The sequence below is a fragment of the Finegoldia magna genome (genome assembly GCF_002243175.1).
GTDB lineage: Bacteria > Bacillota > Clostridia > Tissierellales > Peptoniphilaceae > Finegoldia > Finegoldia magna_J.
The window spans coordinates 220,612-242,026 of the sequence record NZ_NDYF01000010.1 but is presented as its reverse complement, the minus strand read 5'-3'; the positions used below and the strand labels follow the sequence as shown (position 1 = coordinate 242,026).

Annotated in this window: 18 protein-coding genes; 17 read left to right on the top strand and 1 reads right to left on the bottom strand. The window is 29.8% G+C overall.

Going from position 1 to position 21,415, the window contains the following annotated elements; genetic code table 11:
• Positions 1-4 precede the first annotated feature (4 nt).
• The 5 genes from kdpB (at position 5) to yihA (ending at position 6,129) form a co-directional block, all read left to right on the top strand.
• Complete coding sequence (gene kdpB, locus B9N53_RS04325; protein WP_094203841.1) at positions 5-2,062, top strand: potassium-transporting ATPase subunit KdpB; 2,058 nt, start codon at positions 5-7, stop codon at positions 2,060-2,062.
• Between the two features lie 12 nt (positions 2,063-2,074).
• Positions 2,075-2,677, top strand: a complete 603-nt coding sequence (gene kdpC / locus B9N53_RS04320; RefSeq protein ID WP_094203840.1) for a potassium-transporting ATPase subunit KdpC — start codon at positions 2,075-2,077, stop codon at positions 2,675-2,677.
• A 110-nt stretch (positions 2,678-2,787) separates the two neighbouring features.
• On the top strand, positions 2,788-3,507 hold the full coding sequence (locus B9N53_RS04315) for a response regulator transcription factor (RefSeq protein WP_094203839.1): 720 nt from the start codon (positions 2,788-2,790) through the stop codon (positions 3,505-3,507).
• A 1-nt stretch (position 3,508) separates the two neighbouring features.
• Positions 3,509-5,437 carry a DUF4118 domain-containing protein gene (locus B9N53_RS04310; RefSeq protein WP_094203838.1) on the top strand — a complete coding sequence of 643 codons (1,929 nt, stop codon included), beginning with the start codon at positions 3,509-3,511 and terminating at the stop codon, positions 5,435-5,437.
• A gap of 86 nt (positions 5,438-5,523) precedes the next feature.
• Positions 5,524-6,129 (top strand): ribosome biogenesis GTP-binding protein YihA/YsxC, encoded by a 606-nt coding sequence (gene yihA / locus B9N53_RS04305; RefSeq protein ID WP_094203837.1) that lies wholly within the window; start codon positions 5,524-5,526, stop codon positions 6,127-6,129.
• A gap of 109 nt (positions 6,130-6,238) precedes the next feature.
• Here yihA and rd read toward each other — a convergent pair whose 3' ends face one another.
• Complete coding sequence (gene rd / locus B9N53_RS04300; protein ID WP_002836766.1) at positions 6,239-6,400, bottom strand: rubredoxin; 162 nt, start codon at positions 6,398-6,400, stop codon at positions 6,239-6,241.
• 171 nt (positions 6,401-6,571) lie between these two features.
• Here rd and B9N53_RS04295 point away from each other — a divergent pair, with 171 nt between their 5' ends.
• The 12 genes from B9N53_RS04295 to B9N53_RS04245 all read left to right on the top strand — a co-directional run bounded on the left by B9N53_RS04295 (position 6,572) and on the right by B9N53_RS04245 (position 21,410).
• On the top strand, positions 6,572-6,958 hold the full coding sequence (locus B9N53_RS04295; RefSeq protein ID WP_225559831.1) for an ATP-binding protein: 387 nt from the start codon (positions 6,572-6,574) through the stop codon (positions 6,956-6,958).
• A gap of 90 nt (positions 6,959-7,048) precedes the next feature.
• A complete protein-coding gene (gene typA, locus B9N53_RS04290; RefSeq protein ID WP_002836764.1) occupies positions 7,049-8,908 on the top strand; it encodes a translational GTPase TypA in 1,860 nt (619 codons plus the stop codon).
• 300 nt (positions 8,909-9,208) lie between these two features.
• Entirely contained in the window at positions 9,209-9,535 is a 327-nt protein-coding gene (locus tag B9N53_RS04285) for a YerC/YecD family TrpR-related protein (protein WP_035109607.1), read from the top strand.
• An 81-nt stretch (positions 9,536-9,616) separates the two neighbouring features.
• Complete coding sequence (locus tag B9N53_RS04280) at positions 9,617-11,236, top strand: MBL fold metallo-hydrolase RNA specificity domain-containing protein (RefSeq protein ID WP_094203836.1); 1,620 nt, start codon at positions 9,617-9,619, stop codon at positions 11,234-11,236.
• 38 nt (positions 11,237-11,274) lie between these two features.
• Positions 11,275-13,179 (top strand): 1,4-alpha-glucan branching protein GlgB, encoded by a 1,905-nt coding sequence (gene glgB, locus B9N53_RS04275; RefSeq protein WP_094203835.1) that lies wholly within the window; start codon positions 11,275-11,277, stop codon positions 13,177-13,179.
• An 8-nt stretch (positions 13,180-13,187) separates the two neighbouring features.
• Positions 13,188-14,327, top strand: coding sequence for a glucose-1-phosphate adenylyltransferase (locus tag B9N53_RS04270; protein WP_094203834.1), 1,140 nt, complete (start codon positions 13,188-13,190; stop codon positions 14,325-14,327).
• A 9-nt stretch (positions 14,328-14,336) separates the two neighbouring features.
• Positions 14,337-15,449 (top strand): glucose-1-phosphate adenylyltransferase subunit GlgD, encoded by a 1,113-nt coding sequence (gene glgD / locus B9N53_RS04265; RefSeq protein ID WP_094203833.1) that lies wholly within the window; start codon positions 14,337-14,339, stop codon positions 15,447-15,449.
• A gap of 10 nt (positions 15,450-15,459) precedes the next feature.
• A complete protein-coding gene (gene glgA / locus B9N53_RS04260; protein WP_094203832.1) occupies positions 15,460-16,884 on the top strand; it encodes a glycogen synthase GlgA in 1,425 nt (474 codons plus the stop codon).
• Positions 16,881-18,974, top strand: coding sequence for a glycogen/starch/alpha-glucan phosphorylase (locus B9N53_RS04255; RefSeq protein ID WP_094203831.1), 2,094 nt, complete (start codon positions 16,881-16,883; stop codon positions 18,972-18,974). The genes glgA and B9N53_RS04255 overlap by 4 nt, the downstream gene beginning before the upstream one ends.
• Positions 18,975-18,983: 9 nt before the next feature.
• Positions 18,984-20,792: a type I pullulanase gene (gene pulA / locus B9N53_RS04250; protein ID WP_094203830.1), complete on the top strand. Its 1,809-nt coding sequence runs from the start codon at positions 18,984-18,986 to the stop codon at positions 20,790-20,792.
• Positions 20,792-20,977: a hypothetical protein gene (locus B9N53_RS09300; RefSeq protein ID WP_242432399.1), complete on the top strand. Its 186-nt coding sequence runs from the start codon at positions 20,792-20,794 to the stop codon at positions 20,975-20,977. The genes pulA and B9N53_RS09300 overlap by 1 nt, the downstream gene beginning before the upstream one ends.
• Positions 20,919-21,410, top strand: coding sequence for a hypothetical protein (locus B9N53_RS04245; protein ID WP_242432398.1), 492 nt, complete (start codon positions 20,919-20,921; stop codon positions 21,408-21,410). The genes B9N53_RS09300 and B9N53_RS04245 overlap by 59 nt, the downstream gene beginning before the upstream one ends.
• Positions 21,411-21,415: the final 5 nt, after the last annotated feature.

The window sequence follows — 21,415 nt, the reverse complement described above, 5'->3', positions numbered from 1 at the left end:
AGTTATGAGTAAAAATAAAAAAACAAAATTTGTGACAAACGATATATTAAAATCATCCATAAAAGGAGCTTTTTTAAAACTAAATCCAAAATATATGGTAAAAAATCCGGTAATGTTCGTCGTTGAAATAGGATTTTTCATATGTTTATTACTTGCTTTCTTTCCGGGACTATTTGATGATGGAAGTAGAAATTCTAACATTTATAATGGCTTAGTGTCTGTTATTTTATTTATAACATTAGTTTTTGCTAATTTTGCAGAATCTGTTGCAGAAGGTAGAGGTAAAGCTCAAGCAGAAAGCCTTAAGAAAACAAAAAAAGATACGAAAGCAAGATGTATATTGGAAAATGGCGAAGAAATAGAAAAATCAAGTAATGAGTTAAAAAAAGGAGATATTGTTTTAGTAAAGTCAGGCGAAATAATTCCTAATGACGGCGAAATAATAGAAGGAATTGCAAGCATAGATGAATCCGCTATTACTGGTGAATCTGCTCCTGTTACAAAGGAAAGTGGGGGAGATTTCTGTTCAGTTACAGGTGGAACTTTGGTAGTTTCTGACTGGATAAAAGTGAAAATTATTTCTGAACCAGGAGAGTCTTTCTTGGATAAGATGATATCTCTTGTAGAAGGAGCATCAAGACAAAAAACTCCTAATGAAATAGCACTTAACACTCTGCTAGTTTCTCTAACTATAATTTTTATTATTGTAATAATAACTCTATATCCAATAGCTGTTTATGCTAATGTTAAAGTATCAGTATCAACTTTAATTGCTTTATTAGTCTGCTTGATACCTACAACTATAGGGGCACTATTGAGCGCTATAGGAATTGCTGGAATGGATCGTGTAACTAGATTCAATGTAATAGCAATGTCAGGAAAAGCTGTTGAATCATGCGGAGATGTTGACACAATGATTTTGGATAAAACAGGAACTATAACTTTTGGAAATAGGCTGGCTAGTGATTTTATAAATTTAGATGGCATCCATAAGTCAGATCTTATTGATTACTCTTGTATTGCATCTCTAAAAGATGATACACCTGAAGGTAAATCAACAGTAGAATTGGCAAGAAAATTAGGATCAAAAGTTATTTTTGATGACTACAATGATGCATCATTTGTGGAATTTACAGCGTCAAGTAAGATGAGTGGTGTAGATCTAAAAAATGGAACTTCAATTCGAAAAGGTTCAGGAGATGCCATAATTAAATTAATAAGAGATAAGGGGGGAGAAATTCCAGGGGATTTAGAAACAAAAATTAGTGGCATATCTAAATTGGGTGGAACCCCATTGGTTGTTTGTGTTGATAATGTAATCTACGGCATTATCTATTTAAAAGACACTGTAAAACCAGGTTTAAGGGAAAGATTTGAACGATTAAGAAAAATAGGTATTAAAACTATAATGTGCACTGGAGACAATCCATTAACAGCTGCGACAATAGCGGCAGAAGCTGGCGTCGAGGGGTATATTGCAGAATGTAAACCTGAAGATAAGATAGAAGCTATAAAAAAAGAACAATCGCTAGGTAAGATTGTAGCAATGACGGGAGATGGCACAAATGATGCTCCAGCATTGGCTCAAGCAGATGTTGGGATAGCAATGAATAGTGGAACAACTTCTGCAAAAGAAGCTGCTAATATGGTAGATTTGGATTCAAATCCAACAAAAATTTTGGAAGTTATAGAAATAGGAAAGCAATTACTGATAACTAGAGGATCATTAACGACATTTTCTATTTCAAATGATATAGCCAAATATTTTGCAATAATACCAGCAATTTTTACAGTAGCAATTCCAAAAATGAAAGTATTAAATATTATGTCATTGAGTACACCATCAAGTGCAATTATATCAGCATTGATATTTAATGCCATAATTATTCCTTGTTTAATACCTTTAGCCATGAGAGGGGTAAAATATGAACCTATGTCAGCATCAAAAATGTTAGGTAAGAATATGCTTATATATGGTTTAGGAGGAATAATTTGTCCGTTCATTGGAATAAAAATAATAGATATTTTGGTTAGCCCATTGTTAACTATACTTGGGGTTTAAAAGGAGAAATTAATGAAGTTTTTGAAAAAAATTAAAAAAGCTTTTATTGTATCGTTATTTATGTTTGTTTTGTGTGGAGTTATTTATCCTTTCTTTCTTACAGGAATAAGTCAACTCATTTTTTCCAAACAAGCTAATGGAAGTTTAGTAAGTTACAATAATAAAGTTGTAGGCTCAAAGTTAATAGGTCAAGAATTTACAGATCCTAGGTTATTTCATTGCAGACCATCTGCAGTTAATTATAATGTATTTACAGGAAATAAACATGAAGCAATATCTTCTGGTAGTGAAAATTTAGCTGTAAGTAACCCAGAATTAAAGCAAAGAATTAGCCAAGATATTAATAAATTATTAATTGAAAATCCATCAATAAAAAAATCTGATATTCCAGAAGATATAATAACACAATCAGCATCTGGTCTAGATCCACATATATCTATAAAAGCTGCAAATATTCAAGTTGACAGAATAGAAAAAAACACTGGATTATCTAAAAAAGTTATTGAAGAATTAATTAAAAATAATACTAACTATAAACTATTTGGTATTTTTGGAGAAAACACTGTGAATGTACTTGAACTAAATATTGACTTGATTAAAGAGTTGAAAAAATAATTATAGGTATATGATATAAAACTAGGTCCCACATATAGAAAATTTTGTCAGAGACCTAGTTTTTTTAATTCTATTTTAAATAGATATTGTATAATATAGAGGGGTGAAAAATGAATGACAACACAAGAATATTAATAATAGAAGATGACAGAGCAGTTAGAAATCTAATTTCTAATACTTTAAAAATAAATAGATTTAATTATGATTTAGCTGTAAATGGTAGTGAAGCACTATTGTTATTTACTACGAACAAATACGATATAGTTTTTGTAGATTTAGGGTTACCTGATATTGACGGAATTGATCTTATTAAAAAATTCAGAGAGTTTTCAACTACTCCGATTATTGTAATAAGTGCGAGGAGTAACGACGAAGATAAAATAGAAGCATTAGATGCAGGAGCTGATGATTTTTTAACTAAACCATTTAATGTTGAGGAATTATTGGCTAGAGTTCGCTCTACGATAAGGCGTTTAAATTATTCTGAAAATAAAAGAATAGATAATAATGTAACATTTGAGAATGGTGATATAAAAATTGATTATCCTTCAAGAAGTGTGTTTGTTAAAGGAGAAGAAATCCATTTAATGCCAATTGAATACAGTTTATTATGTTTACTATCCAAAAATATAGGTAAAGTTCTTACTCATCAATATATTTTAAAAACTATTTGGGTGAATTATTTAGATTCTGATTTATCTTCATTAAGAGTTTATATGACTTCTCTTAGGAAAAAAATAGAAAAAGTATCTTGTGAGAAGTATATTCAAACTCATATAGGCGTAGGATATAAAATGATAAGGGTTAATAAGTCAGATTCGGAGAAATAATATGATTGAAAAAGCTAAAGATTCAATATTAGTTTGTATATCTGATGCAAAGTCAAATAGCTTGGTAATAAAGAAAGCCAACGAAATAGCTAGTAAAGAAAACGCAAGGCTTATTGCATTATATGTTTGCGATAGAAATGATTACCAAAAAAAACAAGAAAAAGGATTTTTACAACAAAACTTAGATTTAGCTGAAAGTATCGGAGCCATGATTGAAATAATTTATGATGATGATATTGCGGCTCAAATAGTTAATTTTGCAAAGTTATACAGAGTAAAAAAAATTGTTCTGGGGAGAAACAACAACCAGAGGAATTTTTTTATATTAAATAAAAGCATCTGTGATGAAGTGATTGAAAAGATTGAGGATATAGACATTCATATCGTTCCTTTTTACGAGGATTTTTCAATTAAACGATTTGAAACTAATAAAAACATCATTCGAGATGTATTTATTAGTTTATTTATATTGATTTTATGCACATTAGCTGGTTATGTATTTTATTTTTATAAATTTGGTGAATCAAATATTATAATGATATATATATTAGGAGTGTTTTTTATAGCGCTTATAACGTATAATGAAATTTTAAGTATGACGGCATCGATAATTTGTGTTTTAGCTTTTAATTTTTGTTTTACTGAGCCAACTTTGAGTTTTTCTTTTTATAATAAAAATTATATAATAACATTTTTAGTTTTATTGATAGTCTCATTTTTGACGAGTAAATTAGCTAGTCGTATAAAAAAAAGTGCAGAAAATTCATCTAATATGATATACATTACTAAGTTATTATTAGAGACAAATCAGATGTTACAATCTAAAATAACGAAATCTGAAATAATTGAAACAGGATGTAATCAGTTATCGAATCTATTAAAAAGAAATATTAAATATTATGATATATTAGATAATGAAATTCAAAAGCCATTAAAATTTTGTTATAATTCTGTAAAGGATAATGAAATTTCGGATCCGGAAGAAGAAAAGGAAATAGTAGAATGGGCTTATTTACACAATAGTAATGCTGGGGCTACTACCAGATATTTACCAGAGGCTAAATATCTGTATTATACTATAAGAAATAATACAAATGTTTATGGAATAATTGGTATATATTTATATAAGGACAGGTTAGATTCGGTTGAAAACAAAATCTTATTAGCTATTCTAGGAGATATGTCACTAGCGCTTGAGAAGGAAAAAGTGATTGAGGATAAGAATAGAGCAAACTTGAAAATAAAAGATGAGCAATTTAAGACCAATCTATTACGATCTATATCACATGATTTGAGAACACCTTTAACCACTATTTGTGGGGATTCGGATATATTGCTAAATAATTATAAAAGCTTGACTGAATCAATGAAATTAGAACTATTTCAAGATATTTATGATGATTCTCAATGGCTGTTAAATCTGATAGAAAACATACTATCTATTACTAGAGTAGAAGAAGGAAGGATGAAGCTAAAAATTGAACCACAAATTGTTGAAGAAGTAATTGATGAAGCTTTAAAGCATATAAATAGAGATAAAAGAAAACACAATATAAATGTTGATATTGAAGATGAATATTTGATGGCAAACATGGACGTAAGGCTAATTATTCAAGTAATCATAAACTTGGTAGATAATGCTATAAAATATACAGATGAAGGATCAAATATTCTGATTAAAGCTTTTAAAAAGGACGAAAATACAATAATACAAATTTGTGATGATGGAAATGGTATAAGAGATAATGATAAGGAAAAAATATTTCGAAAATTTTATACATCCAATGATAAAATATCTGACAATAAAAGAAGTATAGGTTTAGGGTTATATCTATGTAAGATCATAGTAGAAGCACATGGCGGGTCAATAAAAGTTGAAGACAATAAGCCCAAAGGAGCAATATTTACTTTTAATCTCAAAGCATTATAAAATAATAAATTAATACCGTTATATAAGGATTTATGAAAATTTTTAAAGTTTTGATATAATCAATTATACACTATATGGAGGTGAACATGAGAATAATTAATTCTGATTTAGAGAAAATCGCGTTTTTAAAAGAACAATATCCAGATGAATCTTTGCCAGAAATTGCTTTTTGTGGAAGAAGTAACGTTGGCAAATCATCTTTTATTAATTCTATTTTGGATAGAAAAAATCTAGCTAGGACTTCTTCTAAACCAGGGAAAACGCGTACGGTAAATTTTTACAATGCAAATAATGAGTTTAGATTAGTGGATTTGCCCGGATATGGGTATGCCCAAACATCAAAATCCGAAAAGAAAAAGTGGGCTCAAGTTATAGAAACTTATTTAAATAATAGAAGAAATTTGTACGAAGTGTTTTTGATTGTGGATATTAGACACAAACCAACCGTTCAAGACAAGGAAATGTACAACTGGATTATCCAAAGTGGATTTTGTGGTTTTGTAATAGCTACAAAATTAGACAAAATCGGCAAAACCATGATTAAGAAGAATTTGAATATAATAAAAAAAGAACTCAACATAGATGATGATAACCTCATCTACGAATACAGTTCAACTTCCAAGACGAATAAAAAAGCTGTTATGGAACAGCTTGAAATGATTCTAAAATATGGTAGTGGAATTGAAGAATAAAAGTAAGTAAACCCCAAGTAATTGGGGTTTTGTTTTTTAATATTTTGTGTGTGACAATAATTTTATGTCATGTATGAATTATTATTGCCAATCATATAGTTTTGTTGGATTATTCAACAACAGAGAAGTCGTCTTTTCCAGCGCCACAAATTGGGCAAACCCAATCTTCAGCTAAATCTTCGAAAGCTGTTTGTGGTTGAACACCTGCGTCTGGATCTCCTTCAGCTGGATCATAAATATATCCACATACGTCACATACATATTTTTTCATGTTTAATTTCCCCCTTTAAGATAATTACCTGTTATCAGGTACAAACTATATATACCCACTGTAAAAATTTCTAATCATTTTTCTGATTTTATTGATAAATTAAATATTTAATGATAAGTTGTTAAATTTATTGAACATATGGGTATATAAATATTGGGTGATAATATGTATATGTTTAAGAGGCAATTTGTCAGCGATAGGACAATTGCTACTAAAAATATTCATACTATGCTCAGACTATTAAGAAAAGTTGTACCAGATGAAGAACTACTTTATGATATACGATTAATAACTAATGAATTGATCTTTAATGGACTAGAACATGGTAACCAGTTTGATATAAATAAGAAAATAACTTTCAAAATAAAATTGAATGATGATTCGATAAAAATATGTGTACAGGACGAAGGTACAGGGATTGATTATTGTTCGAACAGTTATTTTAATAATGATATTTATGTCAGAGGTAGAGGATTATTTATAGTAAGTAAATTGGCTGACGAATTAAAAATTAAAGAGAATTGTGTTGAAGCAAAGCTATTAGTGAGACCTAATTAATTAGTGATCTAATAGCTTGTTTTATTGCAAAAAATTATTAAATGTGATTTTACACAAATTTTTCTTTTATTTTTTTCAATTTATGATATAATGAAGTGTCACAAATTAGAGGGAAGTGGAATTTTGAAAAGAGAAGATGTAAGAAACGTAGCAATTATTGCCCATGTTGACCATGGTAAGACAACTTTGGTAGATGGGTTATTGAAAACAAGTGGTATTTTTAGAGAAAACCAAGATGTACAAGAACGTGTAATGGATAGTAATGATATAGAACGTGAAAGAGGAATTACTATACTTTCTAAAAACACTGCAATTGACTACAAAAATCATAAAATTAATATTATAGATACTCCAGGTCACGCTGACTTTGGAGGAGAAGTAGAACGTGTATTGAAAATGACAAGTGGAGTTGTGTTGGTAGTAGATGCGTTTGAAGGCCCTATGCCACAAACAAAATTTGTATTGAAAAAAGCTTTTGAATTAAATTTACCTACAATTATTTGTATCAATAAGATTGACAGAAAAGAAGCTAGGGTAGATGAAGTAGTAGATGAAATTTTGGATTTATTTATACAATTAGATGCGGATGAATCTTATTTGGATTCTCCATTTGTATTTGCTTCTGCAAGGGAAGGATTTGCAACTGACGATTTGGAAGAAAGACCAGAAGATATGACTGCCTTATTGGACAAAATTATAGATTATATTCCAGCTCCAGAAGGGGAAGAAGATGCACCGTTCAAGCTTTTGATTTCTACAACTGACTTTAACGATTACGTTGGTAGAATTGGTATTGGTAAGATTGAACAAGGTAAAGTAAAAGTCAATGATAGTTGTTATATAGTAAATTACAATAATCCAGACAAGAAAAAGAAGATTAAAGTAACTAAGATTTACGAATTCGATGGATTAAATAGGGTTGAAGTTAATGAATCTAAATTCGGTTCTATCGTAGCATTGACTGGTGTAGAAGGAATAGAAATCGGAGATACATTAGCAAATGAAGAAGACTGTGAGCCTATTGAATTTGTAAGTATTTCAAGTCCTACATTGGCAATGAATTTCTCAGTTAACAATTCTCCATTCGCTGGAAGAGACGGAAAATTTGTAACAAGTAGACAAGTTCGTGCTAGATTGTACAAAGAACTAGAAACAGATGTAAGTTTAAAAGTTGAAGATACTGATTCTACAGATACTTTTAGAGTTAGTGGTAGAGGAGAACTTCACTTATCTGTTTTGATTGAAAATATGAGACGTGAAGGATTTGAATTCCAAGTTTCAAAACCAGAAGTTTTGTTCAAAAAAGATGAAAATGGAAAAGTTCTTGAACCAATTGAAATAGTTACAATTGATGTCGAAGAAGGATTTGTCGGTACTGTAATTGAAAAATTGGGAACAAGAAAAGGTGAGTTGCAAGATATTTCAAACACTTCTAGCGGGTACACAAGACTTACTTTTGAAATACCTTCTAGAGGCCTTATTGGATATCGTCAAGAGTTTTTAAGCGATACAAAGGGTAATGGAGTTATAAACACAGAACTTAAAGGATATGAGCCATATAAAGGCGAAATTCCAAAACGTCAATTAGGTTCATTGATTTCATTTGATACAGGAGTTGCTACAGCTTATGGATTAAATGCAGCACAAGACAGGGGAATTTTATTCGTACAACCTCAAGATGAAGTTTATGAAGGAATGGTTGTCGGATCTAATGCTAAAGGATTAGATATTGAAGTAAATATTTGTAAGAAAAAAGCTCAAACAAATATTAGATCTTCTGCAGCAGATGAAGCATTAAAACTATCTCCTCCAAAAATCATGAGTTTGGAAGAAATGATGGAATTTGTTGAAGAAGACGAATTAATTGAAATTACTCCTCATCATTTGAGATTGAGAAAGAAAATTTTGGATACTCAATTAAGATACAAATCAAAAAAATATACTAAATAATTTTAGCGGGAATTTATCAGTTGATAAGTTCCCTTTTTGATTTAAAAATTTAAAATAAAATTAACAATAAAATCAATTTATCGAGAATAAACACTAACATTAATGGGTATACAATGTATATAAAAATATAAAGTATCATATTTTTTTGATTTAATTAGTCTAAGGATATGTATTAAAAATTTAATTAAAAAAAACATTTGCTTTAGTAGAAAAAAGCGTGTATACTTAAATTATCAAATGCATTATATTATATTTTATTGCTGGGTAAAGGTTACCCAAAAAAATTTAAGGAGTAAGATTATGGCAGAAATTAATATCAAAGATAAGACATTAAATGAGTTTTTCGATGCAATTATGATGTTGAAGGGTAGAGATGAATTGCAACGTTTTTTTGAAGACGTTTGCACAATGAGAGAACTTAATTCAATTTCTCAAAGATTAGAAGTAGCAAAATTACTTAAAATAAGAAAAACATATAGCGAAATTGAAAAGGATACTGGTGCATCTACTGCCACCATTAGTAGAGTTAATAGGTCTTTACAAAATGGAGCTCAGGGCTACGAATTAGTTTTAGATAATTTGATAGCAAAAAATTTGGAAGAAAAAAGGAAAAGAAAACAAAAATAATTTATTATCCGCAAACTTTAATTTGCGGATATTTTACTATCACATAACATTTTGGGTATATAGTAAACAAGGGGTGATTTAATGAAAATTACATTTTTAGGAGCAGCACAAGAGGTAACAGGTTCTTGTTATCTTGTGGAAACTGAAAAACATAAATTTATGGTTGACTGTGGATTATTCCAAGGTAGCAAAGAGTTGGAACAAAAAAACCATGATGAAATAGATTTTAATGAAGTAGAATTTATGCTTTTGACTCATGCACATATTGATCATACTGGAAGAATTCCTCTTTTATATAAAAATGGATTCAGAAAACCAATTTATTGTACAAAAGCTACAAAAGATTTGGCAGAAATAATGTTGATGGATAGTGCGAAGATTCAAGAGAGTGATGTAGAATGGGAAAATAGAAAAAGACAAAGATCTGGCAAAACACTTCTGACTCCTCTATACACTACGATTGATGCCATGAGTTGTATTTCATTATTCAAAGGGCGTTTCTATGATGAGGTTGTAAAAATAAACGAAGACATAAGAGTTGTGTTCAGAGATGCCGGTCACATGCTTGGATCATCAAGTCTTGAAATATTTATCACTGAAAATGGAAAAACTACTAAAATTATATTCTCTGGAGATATAGGAACTTCAAATAATCCGATTTTAAACAATCCAGAAGTTTTATCTGGCTGCGATTATTTAGTTATGGAATCTACTTATGGTAATAGAATTCACGAACCTTACAAAGAAAGTGTACATTCTTTAATAGAGATAATTGAAAAAGTTTCATCAAGAGGTGGAACTGTAATCATTCCTAGCTTTGCGGTTGGAAGAACTCAGGAAATTATTTATGAACTAAACAGTTATTATGATTATCAAATAAAAGATCATTATGAAAAGAAAGTCCCAGTATATGTAGACAGTCCGATGGCACTTGAAGCGACAAAAGCATTTATGAAAAATACTGATTTGTTTAATCAAAAAGCAAAGGACTATATTTCGAGTGGAGATAATGTATTCGAATTCGAAAACTTGCATTATGTAAAAAATATCGACGAATCAAAAATGCTTAATAATGTAAAATTCCCAAGAGTAATCATTTCTTCTAGTGGGATGGCGACAGCTGGGCGTGTTCGCCACCATTTGAAGCACAACTTGTGGGATGAAAAAAATGCCGTTGTTTTTGTTGGATACCAAGCAGAAGGCTCACTTGGAAGAATCTTGTTGGATGGTATAGATGAAGTTAAACTTTTTGGTGAAACAATAAAAGTGAACGCTGAAATATATAATTTGGGCGGATTTTCCGGTCATGCCGATCAAAACAATCTTATGGATTTTGTAGACAATATGAAAGTAAAGCCTAAGAAAATTTTCATAACTCATGGTGAAAATGAAGGAGCAGAAACTTTATCTAATTTGTTAAAAGAAAAGTATAATGTTGAGGCTGTTATCCCAGAAATTTATTCAACAGAAGAATTTGAAGCAGGAAATTACAATATCGAACAAGAAATATCTACAAACCGTGAAAACAATGATTTGTATGATGAATTAGAAAAAATAAAGAAAAAAATCGACCGATTGTATGAAAACAAAGAATTATTCGACCATAAAAATATGGACTCTGAGGAATACAACCAACTTAACAATCAAATTTTAGATTTGAAGAATAAAATCATGACAATAAACATGATAACTGGAGAATAAGTCTGTATATAAGGCTATTTAAATAACTGGGAGAAAATATGGAAAAGTATTTTTATCAGGGAAATAATGAAACAGATGTTTACTTGTTTCATGAAGGAAACAATAATAATTTGTATAAATTTTTGGGATCTCATATTTACTCAGATGATTTAGGAACCTACACCAGATTTTTGGTGTGGGCACCTAATGCCAAACATGTAAATTTGGTTGGAGATTTCAATGATTGGGACGATTATTCACTTCCACTTCAAAAATTACACGATGGAGAAATTTGGGAGATTTGTCTCAGAGATGTTAAAATCTTTGATTCATATAAGTACAGAATAGTTACACAAGATTCAGAAGTTTTGTACAAGGCGGATCCATTTGCATTTCATAGCGAATTAAGACCTAAAACAGCAAGTAAAGTTTATGACATTGAAGGTTATAAGTGGAATGACAAAAAATGGCTAAAAAAAAGAGAACAAACAGATAGATTTCACAGCCCTATGAGTATCTATGAGATAAATCTTTCTTCATGGAGAAAACATGGGGAGAATTATTTATCTTACATTCAATTAGCAAATGAACTTGTGACTTATCTTAAAGAAATGAATTACACACATGTTGAATTTATGCCTTTAATGGAGCATCCTTTTGATGGATCATGGGGATATCAACTTACGGGATTTTTTGCAGCTACTTCTAGATTTGGTTGTCCAAAAGATTTGATGTATTTGATTGACAAATTACACCAGAACGATATTGGAGTTATCATGGATTGGGTTCCGGCTCATTTTTGTAGAGATGATTTTGGACTTAGAAAATTTGACGGAAGTAATTTATTTGAAAAATCCGACCAGTACTTAGCTGATAATGATCAATGGGGAACACTGAACTTTGACTTTTCAAAAAAAGAAGTGGTGAATTTTCTGGTATCTTCTGCATTATTTTGGTTCAAATACTACCATTTGGATGGACTTAGGGTTGATGCAGTTGCTTATATGATATATTTGAATTTTGCTGGAAAAGATATCAGAAACGAAGATGGCAGCTACGAAAACAAGGAAGCTATAGAATTTATTAAAAAATTAAATCAAACAATTAAACAAGAATTTCCAAGTGCTTTTGTAATTGCAGAAGAATCAACTTCATGGCCAAATATTACGAAACCTGTAGAAGAAAACGGACTTGGTTTTGATTTTAAGTGGAATATGGGTTGGATGAATGACATAATCAAATACATGAAGATGGATCCTATTTTCAGGAAAGACCATCATAATTTATTAACTTTTTCGATAATGTATGCCTTTAACGAAAATTACATTCTACCATTTAGTCACGACGAAGTAGTTCACATGAAAAACTCAATGATTGGTAAAATGCCTGGAACTTACGATGAAAAATTCGATCAAATAAGACTTTTGTATTCTTTTATGTTTTCTCATCCTGGAAAAAAACTTTTGTTTATGGGTAATGACATTGGCCAATTTGATGAATGGAATGAATACAAAGAAGTAACGTGGGAAGTTTTGGAATACGAAAAGCATCAAAAATTAAAACATTTTATGAAAGATTTAAATAAATTTTATATTGATAATGATGAATTCTATGATATGGATACAAGTTATTCGGGTTTTCAATGGGAAGATGTAAACAACGCAAGTGAATCTTTGATAATTTTTGAAAGAATAAATTCCAAAAATGAGAAAATAATTTGTATTTTTAATTTCACACCTGTAAAAAGAGAAAAATATCCAGTAGGAGTCGATGATTACGCACTTTATTCAGTTGTACTTAATTCTTCAATGAAAAAATACGGTGGAAATTTACCAAGGAACAAACCTTATTATTCGAAAAACGTAGAACACAACGACAGAAAATTTTCAATTACAGTTGATATAGAACCATTTTCTGCGATGTTTATAAAATTAAATAAACTTAGAAATATCAATAAAAAATAGGAGGACTTATGAAGGCACGAAATAGAGTTGTCGCAATGCTTTTAGCGGGAGGACAAGGTTCAAGACTAAAAGCATTGACAAAAAATGTTGCAAAACCAGCAGTGTCATTTGGTGGAAAATATCGAATAATTGATTTTGCTTTGAGTAATGCAGCAAATTCAGATATAAGAGATGTTGGAATTTTAACACAATACAAACCGTTCAAATTAAATTCACATTTAGGTAATGGATCTAGCTGGGATTTATCTAGAAATTCTGGTGGTTTGAGAATTTTATCGCCGTTTGCGACAGAAAGTGGTGGTAATTGGTATGAAGGTACAGCTAATTCTATTTACGAAAATATGAATTATTTGGATGAATTGGACGCGGAATATGTTGTGATTTTATCTGGTGACCATATTTACAAAATGGATTACAACAATATTTTAAAATATCACAAAGAAAAAAATAGTGAGCTAACAATTGCAGTAATGGAAGTAGATTGGAGCGAAGCTAGTAGATTTGGTATTATGAATACTGATGAAAATGGAAAAATTGTTGAATTTGAGGAAAAACCAAAAAATCCTAAAAGCAATTTGGCTTCTATGGGAATATATATTTTCAATTGGCACACTTTGAAAAAATATTTGATTGAAGACAATGATGATAAGAATTCCAAACACGATTTTGGAATGAATATAATTCCTAAGATTATAAATGACGGTTTAAATGTTTTTGCATGGAAATTTGATGGCTACTGGAAAGATGTCGGAACTGTAAGAAGTTACTGGCAAGCTAATTTGGATTTATTAAATCCTGATAATAGGCTGGATTTGTATGATACTAGTTGGAGAATTTACACGAAAAATAGAAATCTTCCACCACATTATGTTGATGAAGTTGCAGAAGTAAAAAAATCTTTAATCAATGAAAATTGTTTGATTTACGGAAATGTAAACAATTCAGTTTTGTTTTCATCTATAACTGTGGAAAAGAATGCAGAAGTTCATGATTCTGTCATTTTAAGCGATACTGTTATCAAAAAAGGCGCAAAACTTTACAACTGTGTAGTTGCAGAATCCATGACTATCGAAGAAAACCAAGTGATTGGTGAAAAGGACTCCGACAAAATCTTCTTGGTTAGTGAAGATGGAATTGAAGAGTGTTAGGAGGAAATTATGCAAAATTGTATTGGAATTATATACGGTGGGAAAAGTAGACAAGATTTTGGATATCTAACTGATTCCAGACCAGAATATATGCTTCCTTATGGAGCAAGATACAGAATTATAGATATTGCTTTAAGTAACTTTGCAAATAATGAGTTTTCAAATGTTGTTTTGTATGGCGGAAAAATTATGAGATCTACTCTAGATCACTTGGGAAATGGTGAAAGTTACGAATTAAATAGAAGAAGAAATGGACTTGTTATATTTCCTCCAACTTTTGAAAATGCTGGTAAGGAAATCGTCGCTTACAACGAAACTAGGGAATTTTATTTGAGATCAAAAGAAGATGAGTTGTACTTCTACGATCCAATGGTTATTTTCAGAGAAGATTTTTCTGTTTCTCACGATAGATTTATCGAAGAAGATTTGGATATACTATTGTTTTGCAAAAAAATGGACAATGCAACGGGATTATTCATCGGAGAAACTAGATTAAACTTGGATGATGAAGGCAATCTAATCAGTATAGGAACGAATCAAGGAATTGATGATGAATTTAATTTGATGACAAACATTGGTTACATGAAAAAAGAAGTTTTCTTGAATTTGATTCACGATGCAGCTAAAAATTCTAATTCTAATGAATTAATCGATGTTATTATTTCTAATTTGGATAAATTAAAAATCGGTATTTACATGATTGATGGATATGTAGAAGTAATCAGAAATTTGACACAATTTTACGATGCAAATTTGAAATTATTAAATGCCGATATTTACAATAATGTATTTTTCAAAAATGGATTGTTGTTAACAAAATCAAAAGACGAACCGTCAGCATTATACGGTGACTCTGCTTGCGTTAAGAATTCATTGATAGCAAACGGAGTCAAAATAGATGGTAAAGTTGAAAATTCAATTATTTTTAGAGGCGTAGAAATTCAAGAGGGCTCTGTTATCAAAAACTCTGTTATTTTCGAAAGAACGGTAATAGAAAAGAATGCAGTAGTTGTAAACACGATTACTGATAAAGGAGTTTTGATAAAGGAAAATGTAACTGCAGTTGGTAATCCAAATTATCCATACGAATTAAAAAAGAATGCAATATTAGAAGATAAATAGGGGAATGTAAATGAAGATATTATATTGTGCAGCAGAGGCTGATCCGTTTATAAAAACTGGTGGACTTGCAGATGTAGCGGGTACACTTCCACTTGAAATGAAAAAACAAGGTCATGATGTGAAAGTGGTCATCCCTTTGTACAAATTGATAAATGAGGAATACAGAAATAAATTTGAATTTGAAGGAAGCTTTTATGTAGATTTGGATTTTAAGCATCATTATGTTGGTGTGTTCAAATACATTCATAGAGGTGTCGAGTTTTATTTTATAGATAACGAAGATTATTTTAACAGAGATAATGTGTATGGAGAAAATGACGATTGCGAAAGATTTGTGTTTTTCTCTAAAGCTTGTGTCCAATTACTAAGATATATCGATTTTGATTGCGACATTATCCATTCCAATGATTGGCACACAGCCATGGTCAATGTTTATGCAAGAGATTTTGCTAAAGGTGATCCATTCTATGAATCTATCAAAACTGTTTTTACAATTCACAACCTAAAGTATCAAGGTGTGTTCAGTTCAAATTCACTTCGACAAACTGATTTATCACCGATGTATTTTTCTGAAGATGCATTGAAATTCTACGATGCAATCAACTTCATGAAAGGTGCTATAGTTTTCAGCGATAAAGTTACCACTGTTTCTAAAACTTATGCTGATGAAATTAAGTACTCATTCTTCGGAGAAGGATTGGATGGAGTTATCAGGCAGTATCATTACAAAATATCTGGAATCACAAATGGAATTGATACAACTATTTGGAATCCAGAAACAGACAAATTTTTATTTAAAAATTACTCAATGAAAAATATTAAAGACAAATCTGTCAACAAAAAAGCACTGCAAAGAATGTACGGTTTGGAAGAAAAAGATGTTCCTATATTCGCAATGGTGACTAGATTGGTTGAAAATAAAGGATTAGAACTTGTTAGATACATTATGGATGAGTTTTTGACGACAGAAGATGCACAAGTGATAATTTTGGGAACAGGTGATTATTCATATGAAGAAATGTTTAGATATTACGAATGGAAATTCCCAGATAAATTAAAAGCAAATATTTATTATAATAATGAAGAATCACATAAGATTTATGCAGGAGCAGATTTCTTGATGATGCCTTCAATATTTGAACCTTGTGGTATATCCCAATTAATTGCTATGAGATATGGAACCATACCAGTAGTGCGTGAAACTGGAGGATTGAGGGATACTGTTCAATCATTTAACGAATTTAGCAAAGAAGGAAATGGATTCTCTTTTACAAATATCAACGCGCATGATTTCTTGTACACATTGAGACGTGCAATATCCTTTTATTACAGTGATGATTTCAAAATAATTCAAGAAAATGCTATGAATTCCAAAAATGATTGGGAAAAATCTGCAAAAGAATATATCGAACTTTATGAGGAGATCATTAAATGATTGATATTTCAGAAGATCGACTAAGGAAATTATTGCAAATCAAATTATCGTATAATTCATTGGTCGATCTTCAAAATGCGAATGTCTATGAAATTAGAATAGCATTAAATGAAGCCATTAAAGAAATTATTTCTGAACAATACACAAATACCTTTGCCGATAAATATTCTAGGACATACATTGTGTCATTTGAACTAATGGTAGAAAATTTGTTTGACGATTATATTGAAAAACTCAATTTAAAAGCTCCATTGCAAAAATTATTAAATGATAAATATGACAATGTTGTAAATATGAACAATGATTTGCACTTGGGACAAAGTTATATAGGAAGATTCTCAGTAGATTTGTTTGAGAAAATCTCAAAACAAGGACAGTTTTGTAAAGTGTATTCGATTTTTTACAAAAATTCACAGTTTAAACAACAAATAGTCGATGAAAATCAGATTGAGACTGTATTCCACGAACCAAAAACAAGTGTAGTTTTTAAAAGATCTAGCGAATACGATATATTATTAGACAATAATAAAATTAAATCACAAATTTACGATATTCCTTATATAAATGATAATACGAATTTCATTAGATTATTTTCACCAAAAGCTAATCCAAATCTTAATTATGAAAATTTTATTCGTGGAAGAATTGAGGAGATTTATTCTGAGGAAAACAAATTGGACTCAATTCGCCAATTTGTTTACACACCTGAAATCGACGAATTCGGCAAGTATATTAAATTCTTGCAACAAAAATTTCTTGCGGATTCAATAGTTGAAGACATATTTAATGACGAAATAAAATTTTTTAAAAATACAGATAAAATCGAAGACCATATTCAAATTAATATCGTTGAAACAAATGTCGCTTTGTTAATAATCACGTTTTTACAAAAACTAATGGGTGAAGGATATGATTTCGAAAAAGCTTTAGAAAAATCTAATAAAATTTTCGAGTATTTTAACATCAATTTACACAGAGAATCATTTGAATTAATGGATCTGAGTTACTTGTATCAGTTTGATAACATTAAAAATATTATTCAGTTGATAAATGAAAATGCACTGAAAAATGGATATCCGGAAATTTTTAAAGACAATTTCCTAGACTGTTTTAATCTTATAGCTTTTGTAACGCATTCTATAATAGTTGGGTCTGAATATCAGAAGAAACATCTATTGAAAAGCGAATATGTAGTTATTGATAAAAATATTGAAGATAAAATTGTGATACAAACTTACGGTTTTAACGACGATTTATTCAGAAATAAAATCCAATATCATGATTTGTATTATAGCAAACTAAAATACAAGAAAAAACTTGTCGATAAGTACAACTTAAAAAATATCAACGATAAGAGTATTTTCAATATGCAATTATCAGACTTTCACGAGGGTAAGAGACAAATTCTGAATGTTTTTTATATTTTGTATCTGTACTTAAAACTCAAAGATAATGTAAATACGATAATTACTCCTACGACATTTTTTATCGGAGGAATGAGTTCATTTGATTACTTGTTTTGCAAGAAAACAATAAGTTTGTGTCTTGGTTTGTCTAAGGTAATTAATTCGGATAAGCTAATTCAAGAAAAAATAAAATTGGTGTTTGTCGAAAATATAATGCTAGATCAAGTGCCAGACTTCGCCAAAGCTTGTGATGTTTTCAATTATATACCATATAAAAACTTCGACATTTCAAACACATATCCCTATGCATTTATGAATAACGGTTCGATTTTATTAACGAGTAATTCTAGTATTTTTGAAAATATATGCCAATTAAAAGATATTGGAGTTTTCAAGTTTGATGAAGAACGTTTAGTAAATACTGAATCCAGATGTATCGATTTTATTTTAAAAAATATCGAATTATTAAAAAACAAAAAAATCATAGATGAATTTTATGAGATCTATAATTTGATTCTTAAATACAATGATAGTTTTAATGTGATAAATTCTTTTGACAATTTTGTGGAAGTTAACGGAAGAATTCAAAAATTGTATTTGAATGAAAATTCGTGGAATGATTTAATGAATAAGAATATAGAACTATCCAAAAAATTTGGGATTAATTATCTGAAAGATGTTTAGGAGTTATAAATGTATGAGTTAGGGTTTAATTACAACAAAGAATATACAGTTTTTAAGATTTATGCTCCGCAAATAACTAATGTCAAGTTATTATTGTACGAAAATTTCGATGATGTCAGATACAAATCCATTGATATGAAAAAAAGTGATGGGTATTTTGAAGTCAAGGTTGAAGGAGATTTGGATGGAATTTATTACAAATATCAGCTTGATGATGAGTTTGAAATTGTAGATCCATTTTGCAAAGCTTCATCAATTAATAGCTTAAAGTCATGTGTCGTAGATTTGAATTCCACAAATCTAGAAGGTTTTGCTGATGAACAATACAAAATAGCAAACAGAAATGAAGCTATAATCTATGAATTGTCCATAAAAGATTATTCTTCAGATATTTCCAGTAAAGTTGATGAAAATCATAGAGGAAAATTTTTAGGATTGGTAGAAGAAAATGATGTTTCAGGAATAAATCATTTGAAAAATTTGGGGATAACACATGTTCATTTGATGCCTGTTTTTGATTTTGTAGGTGTAGATGAGAGAAATTCCGAAAGTTTTTCTGAAGATAATTACAATTGGGGATACAATCCTGAAAATTATAATTGTATTGAAGGAAGCTTTTCTACAGAACCAGATAATCCCAAAAAACGAATTATCGAATTCAAGAAAATGATTCAAACTTTGCATGAAAATAATATTGGGGTGATTATGGATGTTGTATACAATCACACTTTTAGAAACAAAGATCATCCATTTAATTTGATTTATCCACAATTTTATAGATGTGATAATAACGGAGATTTCACGAATGGATCTGGAGTTGGCAATGAATTAAATACCGAAGATGAATTTGTGAGAAAATTTATTATCGACAGCTTATTGTATTTTCAAAAAGAATTTCACATTGATGGTTTCAGATTTGATTTAATGGCTTTAATAGATTCAGAAACAACTGATAAAATCGTATGTGAACTTCGAAAAATCGATGAAAATGTAATTATTTACGGAGAACCTTGGGCGGCAGACGAATCTCCATTACCAAAAAACAAAAGAACCACTTTTGGTAGTCAAAAAGTAAAAGCTTATGCTTTATTCAATCCTTTTTTCAGGAATGCCATTAAAGGTGATAACGATGATAATTCTACAGGTTTTGTTCAAAAAAATGTAGATAAAATCGCTTTAGAAACTGGAATTTGTGGATCGATTGACTATGATGAAAAAAGACGTGGATTTTGCAAAAATCCTAATGAAACTATTAACTATTTTAATTCACACGATAATTTAATACTTCAAGATAAATTGCTTAAAACAAATACGGATATCGTAATATCGACAAAACTTTGTTTTGATTTGATAATGCTAAGTCAAGGGATACCTTTTTTCCATTGTGGAAATGAATTCTTGAGAAGTAAATTGATGTTTAAAAATACTTATAATCTACCGCTTGATGTTAATGCAGTGGATTGGAAATTGAAGAATTATAACAACGAAGTATTCCAATATGTAAAATCGCTTATTGAATTTAGAAAAACACATCCAGAATTTAATTTAAAAGATGAAAATGAGATTAAAAACAAAATAAAATTTTTCGATGTAAATGATTTTTGTATTTGTTTTAGTATTAAAAATGATAGAGGATTTTTGCTTGTTTTTATTAATTCGGGAGAAAAATTCGAATTTGATTTGAACGATTATTTTAAAAATTTCGTAAAATGCACGAAGATTTTTGATGACAAAATAATTGAGACACAAGTAACAGACAATGTGATTTTGATTGATGGGAGAAAAAGCGGGGTATATTCTATAAGTATGGAGAAATAATGGATACTAGATATGAACTTAAAGATGTAGATAGAATTTTGAATATTGAAGGTTTTTTCGGTGGAGATCAACAATGGTTTGAGTATGTTTTGCATTCAAACTACCTAACGAAAAAAAGGTTGTTCAGTGATTGCTATCACAAATTTTTTCATCTACATTGCAAATACAAAAAAAGAATATGCTAAGTTAGTTCCTGAAAATTTTATAGACAGTCCGATAACCAAGACTGATTATATAAAATTTGCTGACAAGCTATCTACATTTGTTAAACCTAAAATATACGGCGTGCCATTTTTGTTTCCAATGAACAGTGGTATTCGAAAGTATGCCAAGAAAAACGGAATGAGTTTGGTGACACAAAACTACAATTTTACTTGGAAAATCAGAAACATAGTGACATATATTATCGGTGCAATAGCAAATGGTTATCCGGTTTTGATGTTAACATTAAATCACAAAAATCCTGATGTTAAATTTCATTGGGTTACGATAACTGCGATTTACTATGATGATAGCTGGAAAATTGAATGCTCAAACTGGGGAACAAAGAGAGTGTATGATTTAGAAAAATGGTTTAAGGAAAAGTCTTTGTATAAAGGATTAATTTATTATCAATAGGAGGA

What these genes read in the sequence shown, in the direction of transcription:
- kdpB (WP_094203841.1), top strand. Translation starts at nt 5, where the DNA reads ATGAGTAAAAATAAAAAAACAAAATTTGTGACAAACGATATATTAAAA.
- kdpC (WP_094203840.1), top strand. Translation starts at nt 2,075, where the DNA reads ATGAAGTTTTTGAAAAAAATTAAAAAAGCTTTTATTGTATCGTTATTT.
- B9N53_RS04315 (WP_094203839.1), top strand. Translation starts at nt 2,788, where the DNA reads ATGAATGACAACACAAGAATATTAATAATAGAAGATGACAGAGCAGTT.
- B9N53_RS04310 (WP_094203838.1), top strand. Translation starts at nt 3,509, where the DNA reads ATGATTGAAAAAGCTAAAGATTCAATATTAGTTTGTATATCTGATGCA.
- yihA (WP_094203837.1), top strand. Translation starts at nt 5,524, where the DNA reads ATGAGAATAATTAATTCTGATTTAGAGAAAATCGCGTTTTTAAAAGAA.
- rd (WP_002836766.1), bottom strand. Translation starts at nt 6,400, where the DNA reads ATGAAAAAATATGTATGTGACGTATGTGGATATATTTATGATCCAGCT.
- B9N53_RS04295 (WP_225559831.1), top strand. Translation starts at nt 6,572, where the DNA reads ATGTTTAAGAGGCAATTTGTCAGCGATAGGACAATTGCTACTAAAAAT.
- typA (WP_002836764.1), top strand. Translation starts at nt 7,049, where the DNA reads ATGAAGTGTCACAAATTAGAGGGAAGTGGAATTTTGAAAAGAGAAGAT.
- B9N53_RS04285 (WP_035109607.1), top strand. Translation starts at nt 9,209, where the DNA reads ATGGCAGAAATTAATATCAAAGATAAGACATTAAATGAGTTTTTCGAT.
- B9N53_RS04280 (WP_094203836.1), top strand. Translation starts at nt 9,617, where the DNA reads ATGAAAATTACATTTTTAGGAGCAGCACAAGAGGTAACAGGTTCTTGT.
- glgB (WP_094203835.1), top strand. Translation starts at nt 11,275, where the DNA reads ATGGAAAAGTATTTTTATCAGGGAAATAATGAAACAGATGTTTACTTG.
- B9N53_RS04270 (WP_094203834.1), top strand. Translation starts at nt 13,188, where the DNA reads ATGAAGGCACGAAATAGAGTTGTCGCAATGCTTTTAGCGGGAGGACAA.
- glgD (WP_094203833.1), top strand. Translation starts at nt 14,337, where the DNA reads ATGCAAAATTGTATTGGAATTATATACGGTGGGAAAAGTAGACAAGAT.
- glgA (WP_094203832.1), top strand. Translation starts at nt 15,460, where the DNA reads ATGAAGATATTATATTGTGCAGCAGAGGCTGATCCGTTTATAAAAACT.
- B9N53_RS04255 (WP_094203831.1), top strand. Translation starts at nt 16,881, where the DNA reads ATGATTGATATTTCAGAAGATCGACTAAGGAAATTATTGCAAATCAAA.
- pulA (WP_094203830.1), top strand. Translation starts at nt 18,984, where the DNA reads ATGTATGAGTTAGGGTTTAATTACAACAAAGAATATACAGTTTTTAAG.
- B9N53_RS09300 (WP_242432399.1), top strand. Translation starts at nt 20,792, where the DNA reads ATGGATACTAGATATGAACTTAAAGATGTAGATAGAATTTTGAATATT.